At 69.9% G+C, this 22863-nt stretch carries 15 protein-coding genes and 1 pseudogene; 10 read left to right on the top strand and 6 right to left on the bottom strand.

Annotated elements, in window-relative coordinates; translation table 11 throughout:
• Nucleotides 1-578: 578 nt before the first annotated feature.
• On the bottom strand, nt 579-1934 hold the full coding sequence (locus ACFQV6_RS34370) for an FAD-dependent oxidoreductase (RefSeq protein ID WP_378031830.1): 1356 nt from the start codon (nt 1932-1934) through the stop codon (nt 579-581).
• A gap of 181 nt (nt 1935-2115) precedes the next feature.
• Here ACFQV6_RS34370 and ACFQV6_RS34365 point away from each other — a divergent pair, with 181 nt between their 5' ends.
• The 8 genes from ACFQV6_RS34365 (at nt 2116) to ACFQV6_RS34330 (ending at nt 15186) form a co-directional block, all read left to right on the top strand.
• A complete protein-coding gene (locus tag ACFQV6_RS34365) occupies nt 2116-5031 on the top strand; it encodes a glycoside hydrolase family 3 C-terminal domain-containing protein (RefSeq protein WP_378031829.1) in 2916 nt (971 codons plus the stop codon).
• Between the two features lie 102 nt (nt 5032-5133).
• Nucleotides 5134-6150 (top strand): LacI family DNA-binding transcriptional regulator, encoded by a 1017-nt coding sequence (locus ACFQV6_RS34360; RefSeq protein ID WP_378031828.1) that lies wholly within the window; start codon nt 5134-5136, stop codon nt 6148-6150.
• Between the two features lie 144 nt (nt 6151-6294).
• Nucleotides 6295-7602 carry an extracellular solute-binding protein gene (locus ACFQV6_RS34355; protein WP_378031827.1) on the top strand — a complete coding sequence of 436 codons (1308 nt, stop codon included), beginning with the start codon at nt 6295-6297 and terminating at the stop codon, nt 7600-7602.
• Between the two features lie 57 nt (nt 7603-7659).
• Nucleotides 7660-8556: a carbohydrate ABC transporter permease gene (locus ACFQV6_RS34350; RefSeq protein WP_378031826.1), complete on the top strand. Its 897-nt coding sequence runs from the start codon at nt 7660-7662 to the stop codon at nt 8554-8556.
• An 88-nt stretch (nt 8557-8644) separates the two neighbouring features.
• On the top strand, nt 8645-9532 hold the full coding sequence (locus tag ACFQV6_RS34345) for a carbohydrate ABC transporter permease (RefSeq protein ID WP_378031825.1): 888 nt from the start codon (nt 8645-8647) through the stop codon (nt 9530-9532).
• A 23-nt stretch (nt 9533-9555) separates the two neighbouring features.
• Nucleotides 9556-11805, top strand: coding sequence for an alpha-xylosidase (gene yicI / locus ACFQV6_RS34340; protein ID WP_378031824.1), 2250 nt, complete (start codon nt 9556-9558; stop codon nt 11803-11805).
• A 197-nt stretch (nt 11806-12002) separates the two neighbouring features.
• Entirely contained in the window at nt 12003-14426 is a 2424-nt protein-coding gene (locus ACFQV6_RS34335) for a phosphoketolase (protein WP_378031823.1), read from the top strand.
• A gap of 355 nt (nt 14427-14781) precedes the next feature.
• A complete protein-coding gene (locus ACFQV6_RS34330) occupies nt 14782-15186 on the top strand; it encodes a peptidoglycan-binding protein (RefSeq protein ID WP_378031822.1) in 405 nt (134 codons plus the stop codon).
• Nucleotides 15187-15283: 97 nt separating this feature from the next.
• On the opposite strand, the gene ACFQV6_RS34325 is transcribed toward ACFQV6_RS34330, so the two are convergent.
• Nucleotides 15284-15865 carry a TetR/AcrR family transcriptional regulator gene (locus ACFQV6_RS34325; protein ID WP_378031821.1) on the bottom strand — a complete coding sequence of 194 codons (582 nt, stop codon included), beginning with the start codon at nt 15863-15865 and terminating at the stop codon, nt 15284-15286.
• Nucleotides 15866-16098: 233 nt separating this feature from the next.
• On the opposite strand from ACFQV6_RS34325, the pseudogene ACFQV6_RS34320 reads away from it, so the two are divergent.
• Together ACFQV6_RS34320 and ACFQV6_RS34315 are read left to right on the top strand one after the other, a co-directional pair.
• Nucleotides 16099-17094, top strand: a pseudogene (locus ACFQV6_RS34320) (MFS transporter); the annotation flags it as partial.
• Nucleotides 17095-17149: 55 nt separating this feature from the next.
• Entirely contained in the window at nt 17150-18562 is a 1413-nt protein-coding gene (locus ACFQV6_RS34315; RefSeq protein ID WP_378031820.1) for a serine hydrolase domain-containing protein, read from the top strand.
• 11 nt (nt 18563-18573) lie between these two features.
• On the opposite strand, the gene ACFQV6_RS34310 is transcribed toward ACFQV6_RS34315, so the two are convergent.
• The 4 genes from ACFQV6_RS34310 to ACFQV6_RS34295 form a co-directional block, all read right to left on the bottom strand.
• A complete protein-coding gene (locus tag ACFQV6_RS34310; RefSeq protein WP_378031819.1) occupies nt 18574-19326 on the bottom strand; it encodes an energy-coupling factor ABC transporter ATP-binding protein in 753 nt (250 codons plus the stop codon).
• Between the two features lie 5 nt (nt 19327-19331).
• Nucleotides 19332-20084 (bottom strand): cobalt ECF transporter T component CbiQ, encoded by a 753-nt coding sequence (gene cbiQ, locus ACFQV6_RS34305; protein ID WP_378031818.1) that lies wholly within the window; start codon nt 20082-20084, stop codon nt 19332-19334.
• 88 nt (nt 20085-20172) lie between these two features.
• Nucleotides 20173-21129 (bottom strand): Acg family FMN-binding oxidoreductase, encoded by a 957-nt coding sequence (locus ACFQV6_RS34300; protein ID WP_378031817.1) that lies wholly within the window; start codon nt 21127-21129, stop codon nt 20173-20175.
• A 74-nt stretch (nt 21130-21203) separates the two neighbouring features.
• Nucleotides 21204-22862 carry a GAF domain-containing protein gene (locus tag ACFQV6_RS34295; RefSeq protein WP_378031816.1) on the bottom strand — a complete coding sequence of 553 codons (1659 nt, stop codon included), beginning with the start codon at nt 22860-22862 and terminating at the stop codon, nt 21204-21206.
• Nucleotide 22863 lies beyond the last annotated feature (1 nt).

The following is a 22863-nucleotide window of genomic DNA, read 5'->3' as shown; positions in this document are numbered from 1 at the left end:
CACGCCCAGCCGCCCGGCCCGGCTGGCGTCCAGCGGGGTGTTTTCGGGCCGCAAGGCCACCCCTCACGCCCAGCCGGCCGGCCCGGCTGGCGTCCAGCGGGGTGTTTCGGCCCGCAAGGCACCCCTCACGCCCAGCCGCCCGGCCCGGCTGGCGTCCAGCGGGGTGTTTTCGGGCCGCAAGGCCACCCCTCACGCCCAGCCGGCTGGCCCGGCTGGCGTCCAGCGGGGTGTTTCGGGCCGTGGGGCACCGCTCACGGCCAGCTGGCTGGCCCGGCTGGCGTCCAGCGGGGTGTTTCGGGCCGTGGGGCACCGCTCACGGCCAGCTGGTCGGCCCGGCTGGCGTTCAGCGGGGTGTTTCGGGGCGGGAGGCACCGCTCACGGCCAGCTGGCTGGCCCGGCTGGCGTTCAGCGGGGTGTTTCGGGCCGTGAGGCACCGCTCACGGCCAGCTGGTCGGCCCGGCTGGCGTCCAGCGGGGTGTTTCGGGCCGTGGGGCACCGCTCACGGCCAGCTGGCCGTGAGCGGCTGGCGTTCAGCGGGGTGTTTTGGAGCGGGAGGGGCCGCTCACGGCCAGCCGGGGTCAGAGGGCCTCGTCGGCCTTGCGGGCGGCTATCAGGACCGGGTCCCAGACGGGGGCGAAGGGGGGCGCGTAGCCCAGGTCGAGGCCGGTCATCTCGGTGACGGTCATGCGGTTCCAGACGGCTACCGCGAAGGCGTCGATGCGTTTGGCGGCCTCGGTGCGGCCGACGATCTGGGCGCCGAGGAGCAGGCCGCTGTCCTGTTCGGCGATCACCTTGACGGTCATCGGGACGGCGCCGGGGAAGTAGCCGGCGCGGTTGGTGGACTCGACCTTGGCGGTGACGGTGCGGAAGCCGGCGAGTTCGGCCTCGCGGGAGGAGAGCCCGGTGCGGGCCACCTCCAGGTCGCAGATCTTGGTGATACCGGTGCCGACGATCCCGGGGAACGTGGCGTAACCGCCGCCGAGGTTGATGCCGGCGACCCGGCCCTGCTTGTTGGCGTGGGTGCCGAGCGGCACGTAGGCCGGCCGGCCGCTGACCCGGTGCAGCACCTCGGTGCAATCGCCAGCCGCCCAGACGCCGTCGGCCCCGATGACCCGCTGGCGCAGGTCGGTGGCGAGGGCGCCGGTGGACCCGAGCGGGATGCCGGCATCCTCGGCGAGTCGACTGTTCGGCCGTACCCCCAGAGCAAGGACCACGACGTCGGCCGGTAGCGTCCCGGCGTCGGTGACCACCGCCCTGACCCGGTTGTTCGAGGTCTCCAGTCCCTCGACCGTGACGGCGGTCCGCAGGTCGATGCCGAGTTTGCGGACCGGCTCGGCGACGAGCGCGCCCATGTCGGGGTCCACGGTGGACATCGGCTGCTCGGCGCGTTCGAGGAGGATCACGCGCAGGCCGCGCCGCTGGAGGGCCTCGGCCATCTCCACGCCGATGTAGCCGGCGCCGATCACCACCGCCGACTCCGGTTTCGGGTCGGTGTCGAGCCAGGCGTTCACCGCGGCGCCGTCGCCGAGGGTCTGCACCCCGAAGATGCCGCCGGCTGGATCCGCGGCCCACGGGGGGCGGACCGGGGTGGCGCCGGTGGCGTAGACCAGCTCGTCGAAGCCCTCGCTGAACTCCCGGCCACCGGTTAGGTCGCGGACGGTCACCGTGCGCGCGTCGAGGTCGATTCCGGTCACGTCGTGGCCGGTGCGCACCTCGATCCCGTCCCGGTGGAAGGTCGCCGGGTCGCGGGCGACCAGGTCGCCGGGACCGTCGACGAGGCCGCCGATCCAGTAGGGGATGCCGCAGGCCGAGTAGGACGTGAAGTCGCCCCGCTCGAAGGCGAGGATCTCGAGGTCCTCGCGGGAGCGGCGTTTACGGGCCTGTGAGGCCGCGGACATCCCTGCCGCGTCGCCTCCGATGACGATCAGTCGCACGGGTCCATTCTGCCCTGAAGTTACCGGGGGATTTCCGGAAAGCTGCCGGGAGTGGTTGCCTGCCACATCAGCCTCGATCTATGGTGACCCCACCGCAGCCCCTACCCGGACTCTCCGCTCGCCGACTCGTCGAAGCGCTTCGACAGTTGGCGATCCAGTTGTGCCCTTTGAAGGAGACGACATGCGAAAACGCGGTTTGGCAGCCCTCGCCGCCGCCCTGCTGGTCGTGCCACTCGCGCCGGGAGCCGCTCAGGCCGACCCGGCCTACCCGTTCCGCGACCCGAGCCTGCCCCTGGCCACCCGTGTCGGCGATCTTGTCGGCCGGCTCACCCTCGACGAGAAGATCTCGTTCCTCCACCAGTACCAGCCCGCCGTACCCCGGCTCGGCCTGGCGGTGTTCAAGTCCGGCACCGAGGCGCTGCACGGTGTCGCCTGGTCCAACGACTACCGCAACAACTCCGCCAAGATCGACGCGACGGCGACCGTGTTCCCGCAGGCCGTCGGCCTCGCCAGCACCTGGGACCCGGAGCTGATCGAGCGGGTCGGCTCGGCGGTCGGCGACGAGCTGCGCGGCTTCCACGCGCAGGATCCGCTGGTGTGGGGCCTCAACGCGTGGGCGCCGGTGGTCAACCTGCTGCGTGACCCGCGCTGGGGCCGCAACGAGGAGGGTTACTCCGAGGATCCACTGCTCAGCGGGTCGATCGCCACCGCCTACGGTCAAGGGCTGCAGGGTGACGACCCGGATCATCTGAAGGTCGCACCGACCCTGAAGCACTACGCGGCCTACAACAACGAGACCAAGCGGGACGTGACCTCGTCGAACGTGCCGCAGCGGGTGCTCAACGAGTACGACCGGGAGCCGTTCCGGATCGCGCTGGAGAACGGCGCCGCGACCGGTGTGATGGCCTCCTACAACTTGATCAACGGGCGGCCCGCCACCGTCGATCCTGATCTTGCCGGCCTGGTGCGCGACTGGAGCGACCGGCGCCTGTTCAACGTCAGCGACGCCTGGGCGCCGACGAACCTGACCGGATCGCAGGCCTATTTCCCGACCCAGGCCGAGGCGAACGCCGCGGTGATCAAAGCCGGTCTGGACAGCTTCACGGTCAACGACACCAACGCGGAACCCACGATCACCGCGATCAAGGAGGCGCTCGCCCGGGGCCTGCTCGCCGAGGCCGATGTGGACAACGCGGTCGGCAACGCGCTGAGCATCCGGTTCCGGCTGGGCGAGTTCGATCCGGACGGTGGCCCGCACGCGGACATCCCGCCGTCGGTGATCGACAGTCCGGCACACCGGGCGCTGGCCCGGGAGACCGCCGCCGAGGCGTCGGTCCTGCTCAGGAACACCGGCATTCTGCCGCTGCGGCAGGGTGGTTCGGTTGCGGTCTCCGGTCCGCTGGCTGACGAGCTCTACACCGATTGGTACGGAGGACAGCTTCCCTACAAGGTGACCGTCCTCGACGGCATCAAGGAGCGCGCATCGTCGGTGACCAGCAGCTTCGGCGCCGACCGGATCGCGCTGAAGGCGGTGTCGACGGGCGGCTACGTGACCGCGACCGGCACCGGCGGCAGCGACGCGGTGACCGTCACCGGCACCACGGCCGGGCCCGCCGCCCAGTTCGACAGCGTGGACTGGGGCGACGGGGTGTCCACCCTGCGCAACGCCGGCAACGGCAAGATGCTCGGCTACGGCTGGGGACCGTTCGTCACCGTGGAGAACAACCCGACCGGCTGGTTCGTCCAGCAGCAGTTCAAGGTGGAGGAACAACCCGACGGTACGGTCGCCCTGCGCTACGCCGGCTACGAGACCCAGGAGCCGTGGTTCGGCGCGAACCGTTACGTGACCGTCGACGCCGACGGCAAGCTGGCCCTCGGCTCGCCCGACCTGGGGGGTGCGGCCCGCTTCACCAGAGAGCTGCTGGTCGACGGGGTGGCCGAGGCCGCCGCTCAGGCGCGTACCGCGAAGACCGCCGTCGTGGTCGTCGGCACCGACCCGTTCGTCGCCGCTCGTGAGGTGCACGACCGTGCCTCGCTCGGCCTCGGCGCGCGGCAGGAAGCGCTGATCAAGGCGGTCCGGGCGGCGAACCCGAACACCGTCGTGGTGGTGCAGAGCAGCTACCCGCAGACGATCAACTGGGCCCAGCAGCACGTGCCGGGCATCCTCTGGACCACGCACGCCGGAGCCGAGACCGGGCACGCCGTGACCGACGTCCTGTACGGCGCGGTGAACCCGTCCGGCCGGGTCACCCAGACCTGGTACCGCTCCACCGAGCAGCTACCGGACGACCTGCTCCAGTACGACATCATCAAGACCGGGCAGACCTATCTGTACAGCGACTCCAAGCCGCTCTACCCGTTCGGCCACGGCCTGTCGTACACCTCGTTCCGGTATGGCAAGCCGGTCGTCAGGGACGGCCGGGTGAGCCTGACCGTGACCAACACCGGCCGGCGCGCGGGGGACGAGGTGGTCCAGCTCTACACACACCAGCGCAGTTCCCGGGACGCCACGCCGACCAAGCAGCTGCGTGGCTTCCAGAAGGTCGCGCTCAAGGCCGGCCAGACGAAGACGGTCACGTTCCGGCTCAAGCCCGCCGACCTGGCCCGCTGGGATCAGACCCGGCAGCGCTGGGTGGTCGAGAGCTCGGTGTACGACGTGCTGCTCGGCTCGTCGTCGGCCGACATCCGGCAGCGGGCCGTCCTGCCCGTGCGGGGCGAGACCATCCCGGCCCGGGACCTGACGAAGGAGACGAGAGCGGAGACGTTTGACGCGTACACCGGAGTGAGGCTGCTCGACGAGAGCAAGACGCGCGGCACCGTGGTCGGTGCCTCCGCGGCCGGCGACTGGATCGCCTTCAAAGATGCCGCGCTGCGCGGCGGGACCACGTTCTCGGCTCGCGCCTCCGGTGCCGGCACCGTGCAGGTCCGGCTCGGCTCGCCGGCCGGCCGGCTGCTCGGCACCGCGACGCTCGCCGACACCGGTGGGATCTACGAGTACGCGACGGTGACGGCGAAGCTTGCCCGCGTCACCGGGCGCCAGGACGTCTACCTGGTACCCAGCCCAGGTCTGCGCCTGGCCACGTTCACCATCCGCTAGCGCATCGGCGGGGTGTGCCCTTACCCGGGCGCACCCCGCTGATCAGTAGGATCGACGGGGGGAGAGGTCGTGCCGAACGACCGAGCCACTTGGGGAGGCGCAGTGCCGACGATCAACGACGTCGCCCGGGCGGCAGGGGTGTCGCCCAGCACGGTGTCGTATGTCCTGAGCGGTCGCCGTCCCATCTCGGCCGAGACCCGTGCGCGGGTCCAGGCCGCCATCGCCGAGCTCGGCTTCCATCCGCACGCCGGCGCCCGGGCCCTGGCCAGCAGCAAGACCAACGTGCTGGCCCTGGTGGCGCCGCTGCGAGTGGACGTCAACGTGCCGGTCATCATGCAGTTCGCCACCGCGGTGGTCACCGCCGCCCGGTCGTACAACCACGACGTCCTGCTGCTGACCAAGGACGAGGGCACCGCGGGGCTGGAGCGGGTCGCGCACAGCACCATGGTCGACGCGCTGATACTGATGGATCTCGAGCGCGACGACCTGCGCATTCCCGCGCTGCGGCGGCTCAAGCAGCCGTCGGTGCTGATCGGGTTGCCCGCCGACCACACCGGGATCGCCTGCGTCGACCTGGACTTCGGTGCGGCGGCCCGGGCGGCGCTCCAGCACCTCGCCGGGCACGGCCACCGGCGGATCGGCCTGGTCGGCCCGTCACCCGCCGTCTACCGGCGGCAGACGACGTACGCGGACCGGTTCCTCACCGGGTTCCTGGAGGCCTCGGCCGAGCTGGACCTGCGTACTGTCACGCACCCGTGCGAGCCCGGTGCCGAGGGGGCGCGTGCCTGCCTGGCCGACCTGGACGCCGAGCTGGCGGGGATGACCGCGCTGGTCGTGCACAACGAGGAGGCGCTGCGGCCGCTGCTGGACCTGCTGCAGGCAACCGGCCGGCGGGTGCCGCAGGACATCTCGATCGTCGCCGTCTGCCCGCGGGACGTGGCGATCTCGATGCCGGTCAACCTCACCTCGATCGACATCCCGGCGCACGACGTCGGCACGCTGGCGGTGGAGACCGCGATGCGGCTGCTGGACGGCCGCCGCGTGGAGTACACCCGTCTGCTCGAGCCGAGCCTGGTCGAGCGGGACAGCTGCCGGGAAATCTCTCCGTCACACCGTTGACACGAATGGCGCTCGTTCCATAGTTTCTCGGCAAGGCACATCGTCGAAGCGCTTCGACAGCACTTGTCGCAGCAAGATTGTCGAAACGCTTCGACGATCGCGCCGCCGGCTTTGACCTGTTTCCAGTCCCCCTGGGAGGACGGCATGTTCCGATCACGACCCGGCTTGGTGGCCGGTGCGCTGCTCCTGGCGGCGTCCCTCGGCCTGACCGCGTGCGGCGGCGACGACAGCGCCGACGAGGGCGCCGACGCCAAGTCACTGACCCTGTGGCACTACGAGGGCCCGACGAGCGCCATGGGCATCGCCTGGACCAAGGCGATCGAGCTGTTCAAGGCGAGCCACCCCGGCGTCGAGGTGAAGTTCGAGGAGAAGGGCTTCGAGCAGATCCAGCAGAACGCCCAGATGATCCTCAACTCGGACAGCGCCCCGGACATCATGGAGTACAACAAGGGCAACGCCACCGCCGGCCTGCTCTCCAAGCAGGGCCTGCTGACCGACATCTCCGCCGAGATGACCTCGCGCGGGTGGGACAAGAAGCTCAGCCCCAGCCTCCAAACGACCTCGCGGTACGACGAGGACGGCATCATGGGCAGCGGCAACTTCTACGGCGTGCCCAACTACGGCGAGTTCGTCACGGTCTATTACAACAAGGCCCTCTTCGACAAGTACAAGCTCGCCGTACCGACCTCGCTCGACGAGTTCACCAAGGTGATGGACACCTTCGTCCAGAACAAGGTCACCCCGCTCGCCGTCGGTGGCGCCGAGTACCCGGCCCAGCAGATCTTCTACGAGCTGGCGCTCTCCAAGAGCGACCGGGCGTTCGTCGACGACTACCAGCTCTACAAGAACAAGGTCGACTTCAAGGGCCCGCAGCTCAGCTACGGCGCGCAGACCTTCGCCGACTGGGTGTCGAAGGGCTACATCAGCAAGGACTCGGCGGGCATCAAGGCCGAGGACATGGGTGTCTCGTTCACCCAGGGCAAGTTCCCGATCCTGATCTCCGGCAGCTGGTGGTACGGCCGGTTCGCCAGCGAGATCAAGGACTTCGAGTGGGGCACGTTCCTCTTCCCCGGCAACACCCTGCACCCCGGCTCCAGCGGCAACCTCTGGGTGGTGCCGGAGAAGAGCAAGGCCAAGGCTCTCGCGTACGACTTCATCGACATCACCATGTCGCCCGAGGTCCAGGCCCTGCTCGGTAACAGCGGTGGTGTTCCCGTCGCGGCCGACCCGTCGCAGATCACCGACCCGAAGAACAAGGAGCTCGTCGAGACCTTCAACAAGATCTCCACGGGTGACGGGCTGGCGTTCTACCCGGACTGGCCGGCACCCGGTTACTACGACGTCCTCGTCTCCGGTGTCCAGGGCCTGATCAACGGCTCGAAGACCCCCGACGCGTTCCTCGGTGAGATCGCCAAGCCGTACGAAGAGAACCTGGCTGACCTGGGCAAATAGGCGACGCGCGGGCGGCGGGGCGACCCGCCGCCCGCCTCGCGGGGAAAGGGGACCGGCATGGCCGGCACCAATGTGAAACGCCGCGGCTACGCGGTCTACCTGATTCCAGGAGTTCTCGCCTCGGTCGCGGTGATCATCGTGCCGCTGGTCATGACGGTCTACGTCAGCTTCACCAAGTGGACCGGCGTGGGTGACCCGCGCTGGGTCGGCTTCGACAACTACACCCGGCTCTTCGCCGACGAGCTGTTCTGGCAGTCGTTCGGCAACATCCTGCTGCTCATCCTCGCGATGGCGGTGATACCCACGCTGCTGGGTCTCGTGCTGGCGGCGGTGCTGTTCGACTACGTCGCCAAGAAGTTCAGCGACCGCTGGGCCGGCTTCTTCCGCTCCGGCTACTACCTGCCGCAGGTCATCCCGGTCGCGGTCACCGGCATCGTGTGGAGCTGGATCCTGCATCCCAGCTACGGCGCGCTGAACCGGATCCTCGAGACGATCGGCCTCGGCGGGCTCGCCAAGAACTGGCTGGGTGACCCGGACTACGCGCTCTACAGCGTGATGGCCGTGATGATCTGGTTCCAGCTCGGCTACCCGATCGTCATGTTCATGTCCGGCCTGCAGCGCATCGATCCCTCGATCTACGAGGCGGCCGACCTGGACGGCGCCACCTGGTGGCAGCGGTTCCGCAAGATCACGGTCTACATGATCCGGCCGGAGTTCTACGTCGTGCTGATCACCACGACGATCGCCGCGCTCAAGATCTTCGGGCAGGTCTTCGTGCTGACCGGCGGCGGCCCGAGCAACGCGACGCTCGTACCGTCCTACTTCGCCTACCGCAACTTCTTCGAAAAGGCCCAGGTCGGGTACGGGTCGGCGATCTCTACCGTCCTCACCGTGTTGATCGTCGTGCTCGCGTTCGTCTTCCTGCGCATGCAGCACCGTGCGGAGGAGTCATGACGGACTGCACCGAGCGGCACCCAGCCGCACCGCCCGACGGCCTCGCAGGCGAGGGCCAGGAGGGCATGACCATGAAGGCACGGAACTCATGACCGTCACGGCTGTTTCGTCTCCGGCGAAGGCTCCATCAGGCGAGGCGCCCAAGGCGCTCCGGCACCGCAACCCGGTCCGGTTCTTCGTGCTCTTCGGGCTGCTCGTGCTGCTGCTCCTGCTGGTCGGGCCGCTGCTCGTCGTCGCGCTCAACGCGGTGAAGAGCCCGGCCGAGTACGCCGGCAACGGCCCGCTCTCGATCCCGACGAGCCTCTACTGGGACGGCATCGTCGACTTCTGGAACCGTGTCGACTTCGGCCAGAAGCTGCTCAACAGCTTCATCACCAGCCTGACGGTGGCCGTCCTCGGCGTGGTGCTGTCGATCCTCAACGCGTACGCCCTCGGCATCGGCCGGGTGAAGGGCCGCATCTGGTTCCTGGTGTTCTTCCTGGTGGCGAACCTGCTGCCGCAGGAGGTGCTGGTCTACCCGCTGTACTACATCTCCAAGGAGATGGGCCTCTACGACAGCCTGCTCGCGATCATCATCATCTTCACGGTCATCCAGAGCGCGTTCGGCACCTATCTGCTCACCTCGGTCTACAGCGAGTTCCCGCGCGAGCTGCTGGACGCCGCCTCGGTCGACGGCGCAGGCAAGTGGCTCACCCTGTGGCGGGTGGTCGTCCCGGTCAGCATGCCGACCCTCGGGGTCCTCTTCACGTTCTTCTTCATCTGGACGTGGAACGAGTTCTTCCTGCCGCTGGTCTTCCTGATCTCCAACGACAACCAGACCGTCCCGGTGGCCCTCGGCGTCCTCCAGGGAGACCGGCTGATGGACGCCACCACCACCAGCGCCTCGGCCCTGATCGGCATCCTCCCCGCGATGATCTTCTTCCTCATTTTCCAGCGGACCCTTACCCGCGGCATCGCCGCCGGCGCCATCAAGTGATCCAGCTTCAGTAAAGGACCCCTATGAAGTTCACCGACGGCTACTGGCGTAAGCGCACCGGCCTCACCGTGCTGCACCCAGCGCACCTGCAGGACAGCACGGTGGGACCGGACTCGCTGACCGTCTACGCCGCGACCCGGCCGGTCCACCACCGCGGTGACACGCTGAACGCACCGCTGATCACGGTCACCTGCACGGCGCCGGCACCGGACGTCATCCGGGTCACCGTCGAGCACTTCCAGGGCGAGGAGCCGCGCACCCCCGCGTTCGCCATCGCCGAGCAGCCGGTGGACGCCGCGGTGGACGACCTGTCACTGACCTCCGGAGCGCTGACCGCGAAGTTCACGGCCGGGGAGGTGTGGGGACTCGACTTCCTCGCCGGCGGCCGCCGGATCACCGGCAGCGGGTGGAAGGGCATGGGCGTCGTCGACACGCAGGACGGCGGGCACTACGTCCACGAGCAGCTCGACCTCGGTGTTGGCGAGGCGGTCTACGGGCTCGGCGAGCGGTTCGGCCCGCTGGTCAAGAACGGCCAGAGCATCGACATCTGGAACGAGGACGGCGGGACCAGCAGCGAGCAGGCGTACAAGAACGTCCCGTTCTACTTCACCAACGGCGGGTACGGCGTCCTCGTCGACCATCCCGGCAAGGTGTCCTTCGAGGTCGCCTCCGAGATGGTGTCGCGTACCCAGTTCAGCGTCGCCGGGCAGAGCCTCTCCTACCTGGTCATCTACGGCCCCACCCCGGCCGAGGTGATCCGCAAGTACACCGCGCTGACCGGGCGGCCCGCGCTGCCGCCCGCGTGGTCGTTCGGCCTCTGGCTGACCACCTCGTTCACCACCTCCTACGACGAGGAGACGGTGAACAAGTTCATCGGCGGGATGGCGGACCGGGACCTGCCGCTCAGCGTGTTCCACTTCGACACGTTCTGGATGCGCGAGTTCTCCTGGTGCGACTTCGAGTGGGACACCCGCGTCTTCCCGGACCCGGCCGGCATGCTCAAGCGCCTGGCCGACCGGGGACTGCGGGTCTGCCTGTGGATCAACCCGTACATCGCGCAGCGGTCGGCGCTGTTCGCCGAGGCCAGGGCGAACGGCTATCTGGTACGCAAGGCGAACGGCGACGTCTTCCAGTGGGACCTGTGGCAGGCCGGCATGGGGCTCGTCGACTTCACCAACCCGGACGCCCGCGAGTGGTACGCCGGGAAGCTGCGGGTGCTGGCCGAGATGGGTGTCGACGCGTTCAAGTCCGACTTCGGCGAGCGCGTACCGACCGATGTCGTGTGGCACGACGGCTCGGATCCCGAGCGGATGCACAACTACTACACGCAGATCTACAACCAGGTCGTCTTCGACGTGCTCAGGGAGGTGCGCGGCGAGGGGGAGGCGGTCCTGTTCGCCCGGTCGGCCACCGTCGGCGGGCAGCAGTTCCCGGTGCACTGGGGCGGCGACAACTCCAGCACGTTCGAGTCGATGGCCGAGAGCCTGCGCGGCGGCCTGTCGCTGATGTCGTCCGGCTTCGGCTTCTGGAGCCACGACATCGGCGGCTTCGAGGGCATGCCGGATCCGGCGGTGTTCAAGCGGTGGATCGCGTTCGGGATGCTCAGCTCGCACAGCAGGTTGCACGGCAGCAGCTCGTACCGGGTGCCGTGGAACTTCGACGAGGAGGCCGTGGACGTGCTGCGGTCGTTCACGCACCTCAAGTACCGGCTCATGCCGTACCTCTTCGGTGCCGCCCGCGAAGCCCACCTGGACGGCCTCCCGGTCATGCGCCCGATGGCGCTCGCGTTCCCCGGCGACCCGGCCGTCACCCACCTGGACCGGCAGTACCTGCTCGGCGGCGACCTCCTGGTCGCACCGGTGTTCAGCGCCGCCGGGGACGTCTCCTACTACGTGCCCGCCGGCCGGTGGACGAAGTACCTCACCGGGGAGTCCGTCGAAGGACCGGCCTGGATCCGGGAGACGCACGGCTTCGACAGCGTGCCGCTGCTGGTCCGGCCGGGTGCGGTGATCCCGGTGGGCGCGCGGCAGGACAAACCCGACTACGACTACCGCGACGGCGTCACCCTGCGCCTGTTCGAACCCGCCGAGGGCCGGACGGCTGTCGTGGTGCCCGGCCCGGCCGGCTCCGACAGCGTGTTCACGGTGGTGCGTGAGGGCTCCACGGTGCGGATCGGGCGCAGCGGCGAGGCGCTGCCGTGGCGGGTGCAGGTCGGCTCCGAGATCACCGGCTTGAGCGCCGACCAGGACAGCTGCGCCCTCACCCTGGGCTAGGTTTCGTCCCATTAGGTGACCGGCGGCCCCGATCGGGCCGCCGGTCACCGTCATTCCCCAAGGAGGACTCGTAAAGCCGGCGGATCCGGGTAACGTCCCGTCCGGTGGGGTCTTTAGGCCCGTGTCATGCCGTGGTGCGGCCGATACGTTGACCTTGACCAGTCAGGAACTCGACATTCTTCGAGAGGAATGACAAAGTGACCGCCGTTTCGGACAAGGCCGCCGCATTCGACCAGGAGCTCGTCCGGAGGCTCGCGGCTCCGGACGACAGCGAGGTGGCCGGCCTCGACGCCTGGTGGCGGGCGAACAACTACCTGACCGTCGGCCAGATCTACCTGCAGGGCAACCCGCTGCTGCGGGAGCCGCTCAAGCCGGAGCACATCAAGCCGCGCCTGCTCGGGCACTGGGGCACCAGCCCGGGCCTGTCGTTCGTCTACGCGCACGTGTCCCGCCTCATCAAGACCACCGGCCAGCAGGCGATCTACCTCGCCGGGCCGGGTCACGGCGGCCCCGCGCTGGTCGCCGCCGGTTACCTGGAGGGCACGTACTCCGAGGTCTACCCGAAGGTCAGCCTCGACGAGGGCGGCCTGCTGCGGCTGTTCCGGCAGTTCTCCTCACCCGGCGGCATCCCGAGCCACGTGTCGGTGACCACGCCCGGCTCGATCCACGAGGGCGGCGAACTCGGGTACGTGCTGGTCCACGCGTTCGGCGCGGTGATGGACAACCCGGACCTGCTCGCCATCGCGGTGGTCGGTGACGGTGAGGCCGAGACCGGCCCCCTGGAGGGCTCCTGGAAGGGTGTCTCGTTCATCAACCCACAGCACGACGGCGCGGTGCTGCCGATCCTGCACCTCAACGGCGCCAAGATCGCCGGACCGACCGTGCTGGCCCGCAAGGACCCGGCCGAGGTCCGCAAGCTCCTCGAGGGCCACGGCTACGACGTCCTGGAGATCGAGGGCGAGGACCTGCCGGGCATGCATCACCGCTTCGCCGCGGTGCTGGCCGAGGCGTGGGGAAAGATCAGGGCGATCCAGATCGCCGCACGCAGCGGGAACTGGAACGGTGAGCGTCCGCACTGGCCGTTGATCGTCATGCGTACGCCCAAGGGCTGGACCGGCCCGGACAAGATCGACGGCATCACGGTGACCGGCACGTGGCGCTCGCACCAGGTTCCGCTCTCCGGCGTCAAGGACAACGAGGATCACCTGCGTGAGCTGGAGAAGTGGCTCCGGTCGTACCGGCCGGAAGAGCTCTTCGACGCGACCGGCGCGCCGGTCGCCCGGATCCGTGACGCGTCACCCGACGGCGACCTGCGGATGAGCGCGACCCCGCACGCCAACGGCGGCCTGCTCACCCGCGACCTCGACCTGCCCGACTTCCGCGACTACGCGGTCGACGTGAAGCAGCCCGCGCAGATCCACGCCGAGTCGACCCGCAAGCTCGGCGAGATGATGCGCGACATCTACCAGCGCAACGGCGACCGGTTCCGGCTCTTCTGCCCGGACGAGACCAACAGCAACCGGCTCGGTGCCGTCTTCGAGGTCTCCGACCGGGCGTTCATGGAGAGGACGAACGACGACGACGTGAAGCTGAGCCGTGACGGCCGGGTCATGGAGGTGCTCTCCGAGCACAACTGCCACGGCTGGCTGGAGGGTTACAACCTCACCGGCCGGCACGGCATGTTCGCCACCTACGAGGCGTTCGCCATGGTCAGCGCGTCGCAGACGGTGCAGCACGGCAAGTGGCTCCAGGAGGCGCAACACCTGCCGTGGCGAGCCAAGGTGCCCAGCCTCAACGTGCTGCTCACCTCCACCGCGTGGCGCAACGACCACAACGGCTTCTCACACCAGGGCCCCGGCTTGATCCAGGTGGTGCTGACCCAGCGCGGCGACATCGCCCGGGTCTACCTGCCGCCGGACGCCAACACCCTGCTCTCGGTCGCGGACCACTGCTTCCGGTCGAAGTCGTACATCAACCTGATCGTCATCGACAAGCAGCCCCAGCTCCAGTGGCTCGACATGGACCAAGCCATCGAGCACTGCAGGAAGGGCGCGGGTGTCTGGGAGTGGGCCGGCACCGACGACGGCGAGCGCGATCCGGACATCGTCCTGGCCTGCGCCGGCGACGTGGTGACGATGGAGACCGTGGCGGCCGCCCGAATCCTGATGGAGAAGCTGCCGCAGCTGAAGGTCCGCGTGGTCAACGTGGTGAACCTGATGACCCTGCCGCGGCCGAAGGACCACCCGCACGGCATGAGCGAGACCATGTTCCGCGAACTGTTCACCGACTCCGTCGACGTGGTCTTCTCGTTCCACGGCTACCCGGGCGCCATCCACCAGCTGGTGCACGGCCGGCCCGACGCCGACCGGTTCCGGGTCCGCGGCTTCATCGAGCAGGGCACCACGACCACCCCGTTCGACATGACGGTGCGCAACCGGGCGTCGCGCTATCACCTGGTGATGGACGCGATCAACAACGCCAGGCGGCTGCCGGTCGGCGCCACCGAGGTGAAGGCGTGGTGCGAGGCGCAGCTGGAGAAGCACGAGAAGTACGTCGTCGAGCACCTCGAGGACATGCCCGAGGTGCGGGACTGGTCTCTCGGAGACTGGGCCGAACACTGACGTTCGCCCGATCACGAGCCCGGCGCCACGGAGGTGCCGGGCTCGTGCGGTTTTGTGATGCCGGGCTCCGGCGGTTTCGGGGCGCAGGCTCGTGCGATTTACCACTGCGCCATGCGCGTGGCTGCGCGGTTCCGCTGTTTCCGCGCATGAATCAACAGATTCGCGCGGGTGAACACGAGTTGACGGGTGCGAATCGGTCGATACGCCGAAATCGTTTCTGACGAATCTGCTGCGGAGACCTGTCTCACCCTTTCAATCAACGGCTCGGGGCGAGAAAGTGAGTGAAGCACACACCCGTCGCTCGACGATGAGGAAGGGGCACCCCCACATGGCCGCGACGCTCAACCCTTGGCCGATGACCCGGCAGGGCGCGAAAGACCACTCCGTCACGACCCTGCAGTACCTGTTGCTGGCCCACGGCCACACGGTGACTGTCGACGGCGTATTCGGCGCCCAGACCGGTGACGCGGTCCGCGCATATCAGCGGACGAAGGACCTTCCCGAGGACGGCGTGGTCGGCCCGGAGACGTGGCAGGCGCTGATCGTCGAGGTGCGGCCGGGGGAGCGGGGCAGTGCGGTCCGCGGCATCCAGCACGAGATCGGCATCGAGGCCGACGGGGAGTTCGGGCCGGAGACGGAGCGGGCGGTGCGTGCCTTCCAAAGGCGGGTGCGCGGCGTCGAGGCGGACGGGGTCGTCGGGCTGTACACCTGGCAGGCCCTCGCGAACGGAGTGCCGGCGGAGCTGAGCCAGGCCGCCTAACGCCCGCGCAACGAACTCCCCGGCGCGCAACGAACTCTCCGCGCGAATGAACTCCCCGCGCTCGCCGCCGAGCGCGGGGAGTCCTGCTGTCCGCGGCCTACGGTCGTGGTCGCATACCGGCGAGGAGCACGTCCAGGACGCGCTCGACATACTCGTGGGTCAGCGGCTCCTGCGTGATGAGCAGCCGGAAATACAGCGGGCCGGACAGGATGTCCATGGCGATCTCCAGGTCGAAGCCGGGGGCGAGCTGCCCCTGGTCCCGGGCTCTCCTCAGCCGGGCGACGGTCCGCTCCGCCTGCGGGCGGATGAAGCGCTCGTTGAGCGCCGCGGCGACGTCGGGATTGTGCTGGGCCTCGCCCACCAGGGCCTGGTAGAGGTGCCGCAGTGGCGGCCGGCCCAGCAGGTCGACGGCGGCGCAGATCTGCCGGCGCAGGTCGGCCACGATGTCGCCGGTGTCGGGATAGTCGAGTCCGGGCTCGCTAGGCGTGAGCACCGCGTCGAGGAACAGGGCGCCCTTGGACGGCCAGCGGCGGTAGATCGTGTGTTTGCCGACGCCGGTGCGGGCCGCGACCGCCTCGATGCTCAGTTTGGCGTAGCCGACCTCCTCCGCCAGCTCCAGGGTGGTGCGCATGATCGCCTGGGTTCGGTCGGCGGATCTGGTGAGGCGGTCGCTGCTCATGCCGACACTCTAACGGCACGGCACGTGCCGTTGACAATCCTCGTTCGCTCCGTTCAGACTGTTGTGCGTCGAACGGCACGACACGTGCCGTTCAGTTAGGGATTCGGGGACCGCCGCGCGTTCGGTCCGCTCCCGCGCCTGACCACGCTGTCGCCGGTCGTCCGCGAGACGTCGTTCGCAAGGAGCTTCGATGACACTGAAACCCGCACGCCGATGGCTGATTCCACTGGGGCGCGGTCTTCCTGATCAACGTCCCGGTGGCCGCCGTGGCGATCGTCGCGGCATGCGTCCTGATGCCCGAGTCCCGGGGCCCCGCGAGCCGGCTGGACCCGCTCGGCGCGGTGCTGTCGATGATCGGCATGACCGCTCTGGTTTGGACGTTCGTCGAGTTGCCGCACGGCGTTTCCTGGCCGGCGCTGACGACGGCGATCCTCGCGCTGGGCGGCTTCGTCGCCTGGGAGCTGCACACGCCGTACCCGATGGTGCCGATCCGCCTCTTCCGCCGGCGCGCGTTCAGCGGTGGCAGTGTCTCGCTGGCCCTGGTGCAGATCGGCAACGGCGGGCTGCTGCTCATCCTCACCCAGTACCTGCAGTACGTCCTCGGCTTCACACCCACGCAGGCCGGCCTGGCCTTCCTCCCGATGGCGGTCGCCTCGCTCGCCTTCAACACCCTCGGCGCCACCGTCGCCTCCGGGATCGGCCACCGGACGCTGATCGCCGCCGGGCTGACCACGATGGCCGCGGGATTCGGCGTGCTGGCGGCCCTGTCGTCCGGCTCCGGGTTCGTCCAGCCGGCCGCCGGCCTGTTCCTGCTCGGCGCGGGCGGCGGACTGGCCATGCCGGCGGCCGTCTCCGCGCTGATGGGCACCATCCCCGCTGAGCACGCCGGAGCCGGATCCGCTCTGAACGACACCGTCCAGCAGGCCGGCGCCGCGCTCGGCGTGGCCGTCCTGGGCAGCATCGTTTCCAGCGCCTTCACCAGCACCATGTCCGCCTCGGCCCCCGCCGGGGCCGCCCGGTCCATCGGTGACGCACTGGCGGTGGCCGGGCGAACCGGCGACGCCGCCCTGGCGGACACCGCCCGGCACGCCTTCACCACGGCGATGTCGTCCGCCTTCACGATCAGCGCCGCGGGGGTTCTGGCCGCTGCCGCCGTGGCCCTGATCGTGCTGCGCGAGCGAACCGGAACGCCGATGCCGATACCCGCGACCGCCGCGCGCGCCGGGTGACCTCCCCTGTCCCGATGTCCATTTCCCGGCACCTGGTCGATCGAAAGGAAACACGATGACCCACACCCTGAGTCCCACCACCGAGGGCCGCAGTTTCGACGCCGGCCGCTGGCAGCAGCGGCTTGATGAACTGCGCGCCGCCCATCATGTCCCCGGCGCGAGCCTGGCCGTGGTGGCCGGCGGGCAGGTCCACGAGCTGGCCACCGGTGTGCTGCACCGCGGCACCGGTGTGGCGGTGACCCCGGACTCGGTGTTCCTGTCCGGCTCGATCGCCAAGGTCTACACCGCCACGCTGATCATGCGGCTGGCGAGCGAGGGAAAGCTGGACCTGCACGCACCGGTCGTCGAGGTGCTGCCGGAGTTCGCCACCCCCGACCCCGGGGCCACCCGGACGATCACCATCCGGCAGCTGCTGTCCCACACCGGCGGCGTGACCAACGACTTCAACTTCGACGGCGGCCGGGGCGACGACTGCCTCGCCCGGTACGTCGAAGCCGCCCGGCGGGTGGGCCTGGACTGCCCGCCCGGCACGGCGATCTCGTACGGCGGTCTCGGCTACATCGTGCTGGGCCGCATCATCGAAACAGTCACCGGCCTCACCTGGGACCAGGCTCTGAAGAGCCTGCTGTTCGAGCCGCTCGGACTGGAACGCTCGGTGACGCTGCCGGAGGAGGCCCTGCGCTTCCCGGTCGCGATGAGCCATCTGGGCGAGCCCGGCACCTGGCCCGAACCGGCCCCGTTCTGGGACGCGATGCCCCGGTCGATGGGCCCGGCGGGCCGGGTGATCGTCTCCGCCGGCGACATGGCCCGCTTCGCCCGGATGCACCTCGACGGGGGACTTGCGCCCGACGGCACCCGCGTCCTTCCCGCCGGCGCTGTCGCCGCCATGAAGCACCGCGAGGCGGACGTGCCCGACAAGTGGACCGTCAGCGCTGACGGGTGGGGGCTGGGCTGGACGCTGTACGACTGGAACGGCATCAGCGGTTACGGCCACGACGGCGCCGCCATCGGCCAGTACGCCTACCTGCGGGTCGTACCGGACGCGAACGTCGCCGTGGCCCTGCTGACCAACGGTGGCGCGGCCCGCCTGCTGTACGCCGACCTGTTCCGGGACCTGCTCGCTGAACTCGCCGGCGTCACCATGCCCGCACCGTTCGCCCCGGCGCCCGTACCGCCCGCGATCGACCTGGAGCCGCTTCTCGGAACCTACCGGCGGGAGGGCGTCGTCATCACCGTCTCCCGCAACGGCGACGGCGAGCCCCACATACGGTACGAGTTCGTCGACGACATGGCGGACCTGTCGCCGCCCCTGGAGATGGACCTGGAGCCGGTCACCGAGACGGTCTTCGCCGCCTCCGGTGCGGGCCCGTCGTTCAGCGAGGACTACATGCCGGTGGTCTTCGCGACCCTCACGAACGGCACCCGGGTCTGCTACGTGGGTATGCGCGCCACTCCCAAGATCGACTGACCGCCGGACGATCAGCGACTGGTGGTTGAGGGGTTGAAGCCGAACGGCAGCTCAAGGCGGTGGCCGCGCATCAGCTCACGGTCGGCCAGCAGCGACCCCGTCGGCCCGTCCGCCTCGATGCGGCCGGCGTCCAGGATCACCGAGCGCGGACAGAGCTCCAGCGCGTAGGGGAGATCGTGGGTGACCATCAGGACCGTCACCGGCAGGGATTCGATGATCTCGGCGAGTTCGCGGCGGCTCGCCGGGTCCAGGTTGGAGGACGGTTCGTCGAGGACGAGGATCTCGGGGCGCATCGCCAGGACTGTCGCCACCGCGACCCGCCGGCGCTGGCCGAACGACAGGTGGTGCGGAACCTGGTCGCGGTGCTCGGACATGCCGACCGCTGCCAGGGCTTCGTCGACACGGGCGGTGAGCTCGTCTCCCCGTACACCCAGATTTTGCGGGCCGAAAGCGACGTCCTCCGCGACCGAAGGCATGAAGAGCTGGTCGTCAGGGTCTTGGAAGACGACGCCGACCCGGCGGCGGATCTCGGTGATCGCCTGGCGGTCGCCGGGCGTGACCGGCAGTCCGGAGATCTCCACGCTCCCGGACCCGCCGTGCAGGATGCCGTTGAGGTGCAGGACGAGGGTGGTCTTGCCGGCGCCGTTCGGGCCGAGGAGGGCGACACGCTCGCCCGGCGCGAGGGTCAGGTCGACGCCGCGCAGTGCCTCACGCCCGTCCGGGTAGGAGAAGCTGAGACCGCTGATCTTCAGAGCCGGCGTCATGCTGATCATGCTAGGACCAGGGCTGCGACGGCGATTCCGGCGGAGGCGACCGGCAGTGCGGCGGAGACGGCCCACTCGCGTGCGGGTGCCGGGCCGGTCTCCGGCTGGGGGAGCCGGCCGCTGTAGCCGCGGGACAGCATGGCCAGGTAGACCCGCTCGCCGCGCTCGTAGGAGCGCAGGAAGAGCGACCCGATGCCGACCGCGAACGCCTTCGCCTGCCAGAGGAACCGCGGGTCGTAACCGCGGGAGAGGCGGGCGATCCGCATCCGCCGGGCGTCGTCGGCGAGCACGTCGATGTAGCGGAGCATGAACGTGGCGATCTGGGTGAACACCTCGGGGCAGCGCAGCCGGTCCAGGCCGAGGATCAGGTCGCGCATGGTGGTGCTCGCGGCGAGCAGCAGCGAGGCGACGACGCCGAGCGTGCCTTTCGCGAAGATGTTCCACGCGCCGTAGAGCCCGTCCACCGACAGCGACAGGCCCAGCCACTCCACCCGCTCGCCGTGGCCGGCCAGCGGCAGGGCGATCGCGAGCAGCACGAACGGCAACTCGATGGTGGCCCGCTTGGCGAGCCAGCCGGCCGGCACCCGGGCGATCAGGGCGACCACGGCGAGCAGCGCGGCATAACCGGCGAACGCCAGGAACGCTGTCCGGGGGGTCACCACCACGACGACGGTGAACAGGATCGTCGAGACGATCTTCACCTCGGGGGCGAGCCGGTGCACCGGGCTGTCCCGGTCCAGGTGAAGTGGGCTGCTCATGACACCATCCCGCCGAACGCGCACAAGGCCGAGGCGGCCTCTGTCGCCAGCATATTCGGCGTCATGGGCAATTGCACATTACTGGCAGCTACCTGATAACAGCGTCGACGTCGCGGCGGGGTGACGGGTGACCGGATCGGCCGTACCCGATCCGGAAGGCGATCTGCGGGAAGCCGCTCCGGCCCAGTGAGCGACGCAGCTGGTCGCGGGCCGCCGGCACCTCGATCGGCTGGGAGATCATCGAGCTGGCCAGGCCGGCGTCGGTGGCGCGGAGCAGGACGTGCTGCAGCGCCTGGCCGGCCGTCACCTGGTCGAGCCTGCGGTCACCAGCAGTGCCGAGGATGCCGACCAGGGGCTCCGGCTCGTAGTCGCGGCCGGCCGGGCGGTGGCGGTTGCCGAAGTTGCGCTGCGGGATCAGGTCCTGCGGCTCGCCGACGGTCGCGGCGGCCACCACCGGGATGCCGTCCTGCGCCGAGTCGGTATCGGTCCAGGTGACCAGCTCGGACTGGTAACGCGTGTCGCGGCGGAGCACCCGGTCGGCGCTGTGCGCGATCTCCGAGAAGCCGGTCAGGGCGGTCATCCCGACCAGGAGGTCGAGCCAGGCGTACTCGGTGCGGGCGGCCTCGATCAGGCGTACCCGGATCTCGGCGGGAACCGGGTCGGGCCAGAACGGGTCACGGTGGCTGGAGCGGCGCTCGATCGCGGCGTGGAGATCGCGTTCGGCGTACGTCGGCGGCCGGTGTCTGGTCGCGGTGAGCCGGGCGATCACCTCGGGCTGCTCGGGGTCCGGGAGCAGCCTCACCTCGGCCGGCGTACCCGACCAGGCCAGCGCCAGACGGGCGTTGAAGGTGGCCGAGCCGCAGGCCAGCCGCATGGCCCAGCCACCGCCTCCGTCGGCGACGGCGAGCTGCCGGGACGGGTCCGCCAGCACCTCGATCGCGCCGTCGCGCAGGCGGAACGCCCACGGCTGGCTGTTGTGCATCGACGGGGCCTGGATGCCGGCCGCGGCGGCGCGCCGCAGGTCGGACTCGTCGTAGCGGGTCACGGCGGTTCTCCCTTCCGGTGTTCTCCCCACCGTGCCCCCGGCGGGACCCCGCCGATAAGGGCCGAAAGTCCCGCTCAGCCGCTCAGCGGCACCCGCCACATCACCAGGGTGCCGGTGCCGTCCGGGCGGGGGCCCACCTCGAACGCGCCACCCAGGTCGACAGCCCGTTCGCCCATGTTGAGCACACCGCCCCGGGCCAGGGCCGGGTCGATGCCGACCCCGTCGTCGTCGACCTGCAGGACCACGTCGCCGCCCTCGGTGCGCACCGAGACCCGGACACTGTGGGCCCGCGCGTGCCGGGCGACGTTGGACAGTGCCTCGCGCAGCACCGCGACCAGCTCGGGCACGATGTCGTCCGGCACGGCACTCTCCACCGGGCCGGAGGTCTCCAGGGTCGGGCGGAACCCGAGGGTGTCCAGGGCCGCGTCGCAGGTGTCGCGCAACTCCGTCCGCAACGTCGCACCCACCGGCGCCCGCAGCTCGAAGATCGACCGGCGGATGTCGCGGATCGTGGCGTCCAGGTCGTCGACGGCCGCGTTGATCCGCTTGACCACCTCGGGCCGGGTGCCGGCCGGAGCGGCGGCGCTCTGCAACTGCATGCCGGTGGCGAACAGCCGCTGGATCACCACGTCGTGCAGGTCGCGGGCGATCCGCTCGCGGTCCTCCAGAACCGCCAGCAGCTCCCGTTCCTCCTGGGCGCGGGCGCCCCGCAGGGCGAGCGCGGCCTGGCCGGCGAACGTGGAGAGCAGCGCGGCATCGTCGGTGCTGGCCGGCCGGCTGACGATCAGCACACCCTGCGGTGCGCCGGCGCCGGCGAGGGTGGCGACGAGAGCGGGACCGGCCGGGACCGGGCACGGCCACTCGGCGGCGGAGCGCAGGTCCTCGACGAGGCGCATCGGCTCGGCGCCGAACGAGCCGGCGGGCAGCACCCCGCTGAGATCGGCGCCCTCGGACACCTCGATCCGGTAGCGGGCGTTCTCCTCCTCGTGGAGCAGCACCAGCACCAGCTCGGCCTCGGCCAGTTCGCGGGCGCGGCGGGCGATCAGGCGCAGGGCCTCGGTACGCCGTACCGTCCCCACCAGCACACTCGTGATCTCAGCGGCCGCCGCGAGCCACCGTTGCCGCCGCTGGGCCAGCTCGTACAGCCGTGCGTTGTCGATGGCGACACCCGCGGCGGCGGCCAGCGCCACCACGATCTCCTCGTCGTCCTCACTGAACTGCGAGGCACCCTTCTTCTCCGCCAGGTAGAGGTTGCCGAAGATGTGGTCGCGGGTGCGCACCGGGACACCGAGGAAACTGTGCATCGGCGGGTGGTTGGGCGGGAACCCGTACGAGTCCGGGTGCCTGGTGATGTCCGGCAGCCGGACCGGCCGCGGATCGGTGATCAGCAGGCCCAGCACACCGCGCCCGTGCGGCAGGTCGCCGATCTTCGCGTGCGCCACCGGGTCGATGCCATACGTGACGAAGTCGGAGAGGCTGTCGTGGTCCGGGGCGAGCACGCCGAGAGCGCCGTACCGCGCGCCGGCCAGGGCGCACGCCGCCTCCACGATCCGCTGGAGCGTGCTGCGCAGGTCGAGGTCGGTGCCGATGCCGACCACCGCGTCCAGCAGGGCCCGCAACCGCTCCCGGCTGGTCACGATGTCGCCGACCCGGTTCTGCATCTCCTGCAGCAGCTCGTCGAGACGGACCCGGGACAGCGGGCTCAGGCCCAGCGAGGGAGTCGAATCGGCCACG

The sequence above is a fragment of the Actinoplanes sp. GCM10030250 genome (genome assembly GCF_042666575.1).
Lineage (GTDB): Bacteria > Actinomycetota > Actinomycetes > Mycobacteriales > Micromonosporaceae > Actinoplanes.
The sequence above is the reverse complement of the archived record's forward strand: the minus strand, read 5'-3'. Positions and strand labels throughout refer to the sequence as shown.

Excerpts from the sequence above, each read along its gene's own strand:
- ACFQV6_RS34315 (WP_378031820.1), top strand. The coding sequence starts at position 17,150 with ATGACCCACACCCTGAGTCCCACCACCGAGGGCCGCAGTTTCGACGCC.
- ACFQV6_RS34310 (WP_378031819.1), bottom strand. The coding sequence starts at position 19,326 with ATGACGCCGGCTCTGAAGATCAGCGGTCTCAGCTTCTCCTACCCGGAC.
- cbiQ (WP_378031818.1), bottom strand. The coding sequence starts at position 20,084 with ATGAGCAGCCCACTTCACCTGGACCGGGACAGCCCGGTGCACCGGCTC.
- ACFQV6_RS34330 (WP_378031822.1), top strand. The coding sequence starts at position 14,782 with ATGACCCGGCAGGGCGCGAAAGACCACTCCGTCACGACCCTGCAGTAC.
- ACFQV6_RS34325 (WP_378031821.1), bottom strand. The coding sequence starts at position 15,865 with ATGAGCAGCGACCGCCTCACCAGATCCGCCGACCGAACCCAGGCGATC.
- ACFQV6_RS34365 (WP_378031829.1), top strand. The coding sequence starts at position 2,116 with ATGCGAAAACGCGGTTTGGCAGCCCTCGCCGCCGCCCTGCTGGTCGTG.
- yicI (WP_378031824.1), top strand. The coding sequence starts at position 9,556 with ATGAAGTTCACCGACGGCTACTGGCGTAAGCGCACCGGCCTCACCGTG.
- ACFQV6_RS34345 (WP_378031825.1), top strand. The coding sequence starts at position 8,645 with ATGACCGTCACGGCTGTTTCGTCTCCGGCGAAGGCTCCATCAGGCGAG.
- ACFQV6_RS34355 (WP_378031827.1), top strand. The coding sequence starts at position 6,295 with ATGTTCCGATCACGACCCGGCTTGGTGGCCGGTGCGCTGCTCCTGGCG.
- ACFQV6_RS34350 (WP_378031826.1), top strand. The coding sequence starts at position 7,660 with ATGGCCGGCACCAATGTGAAACGCCGCGGCTACGCGGTCTACCTGATT.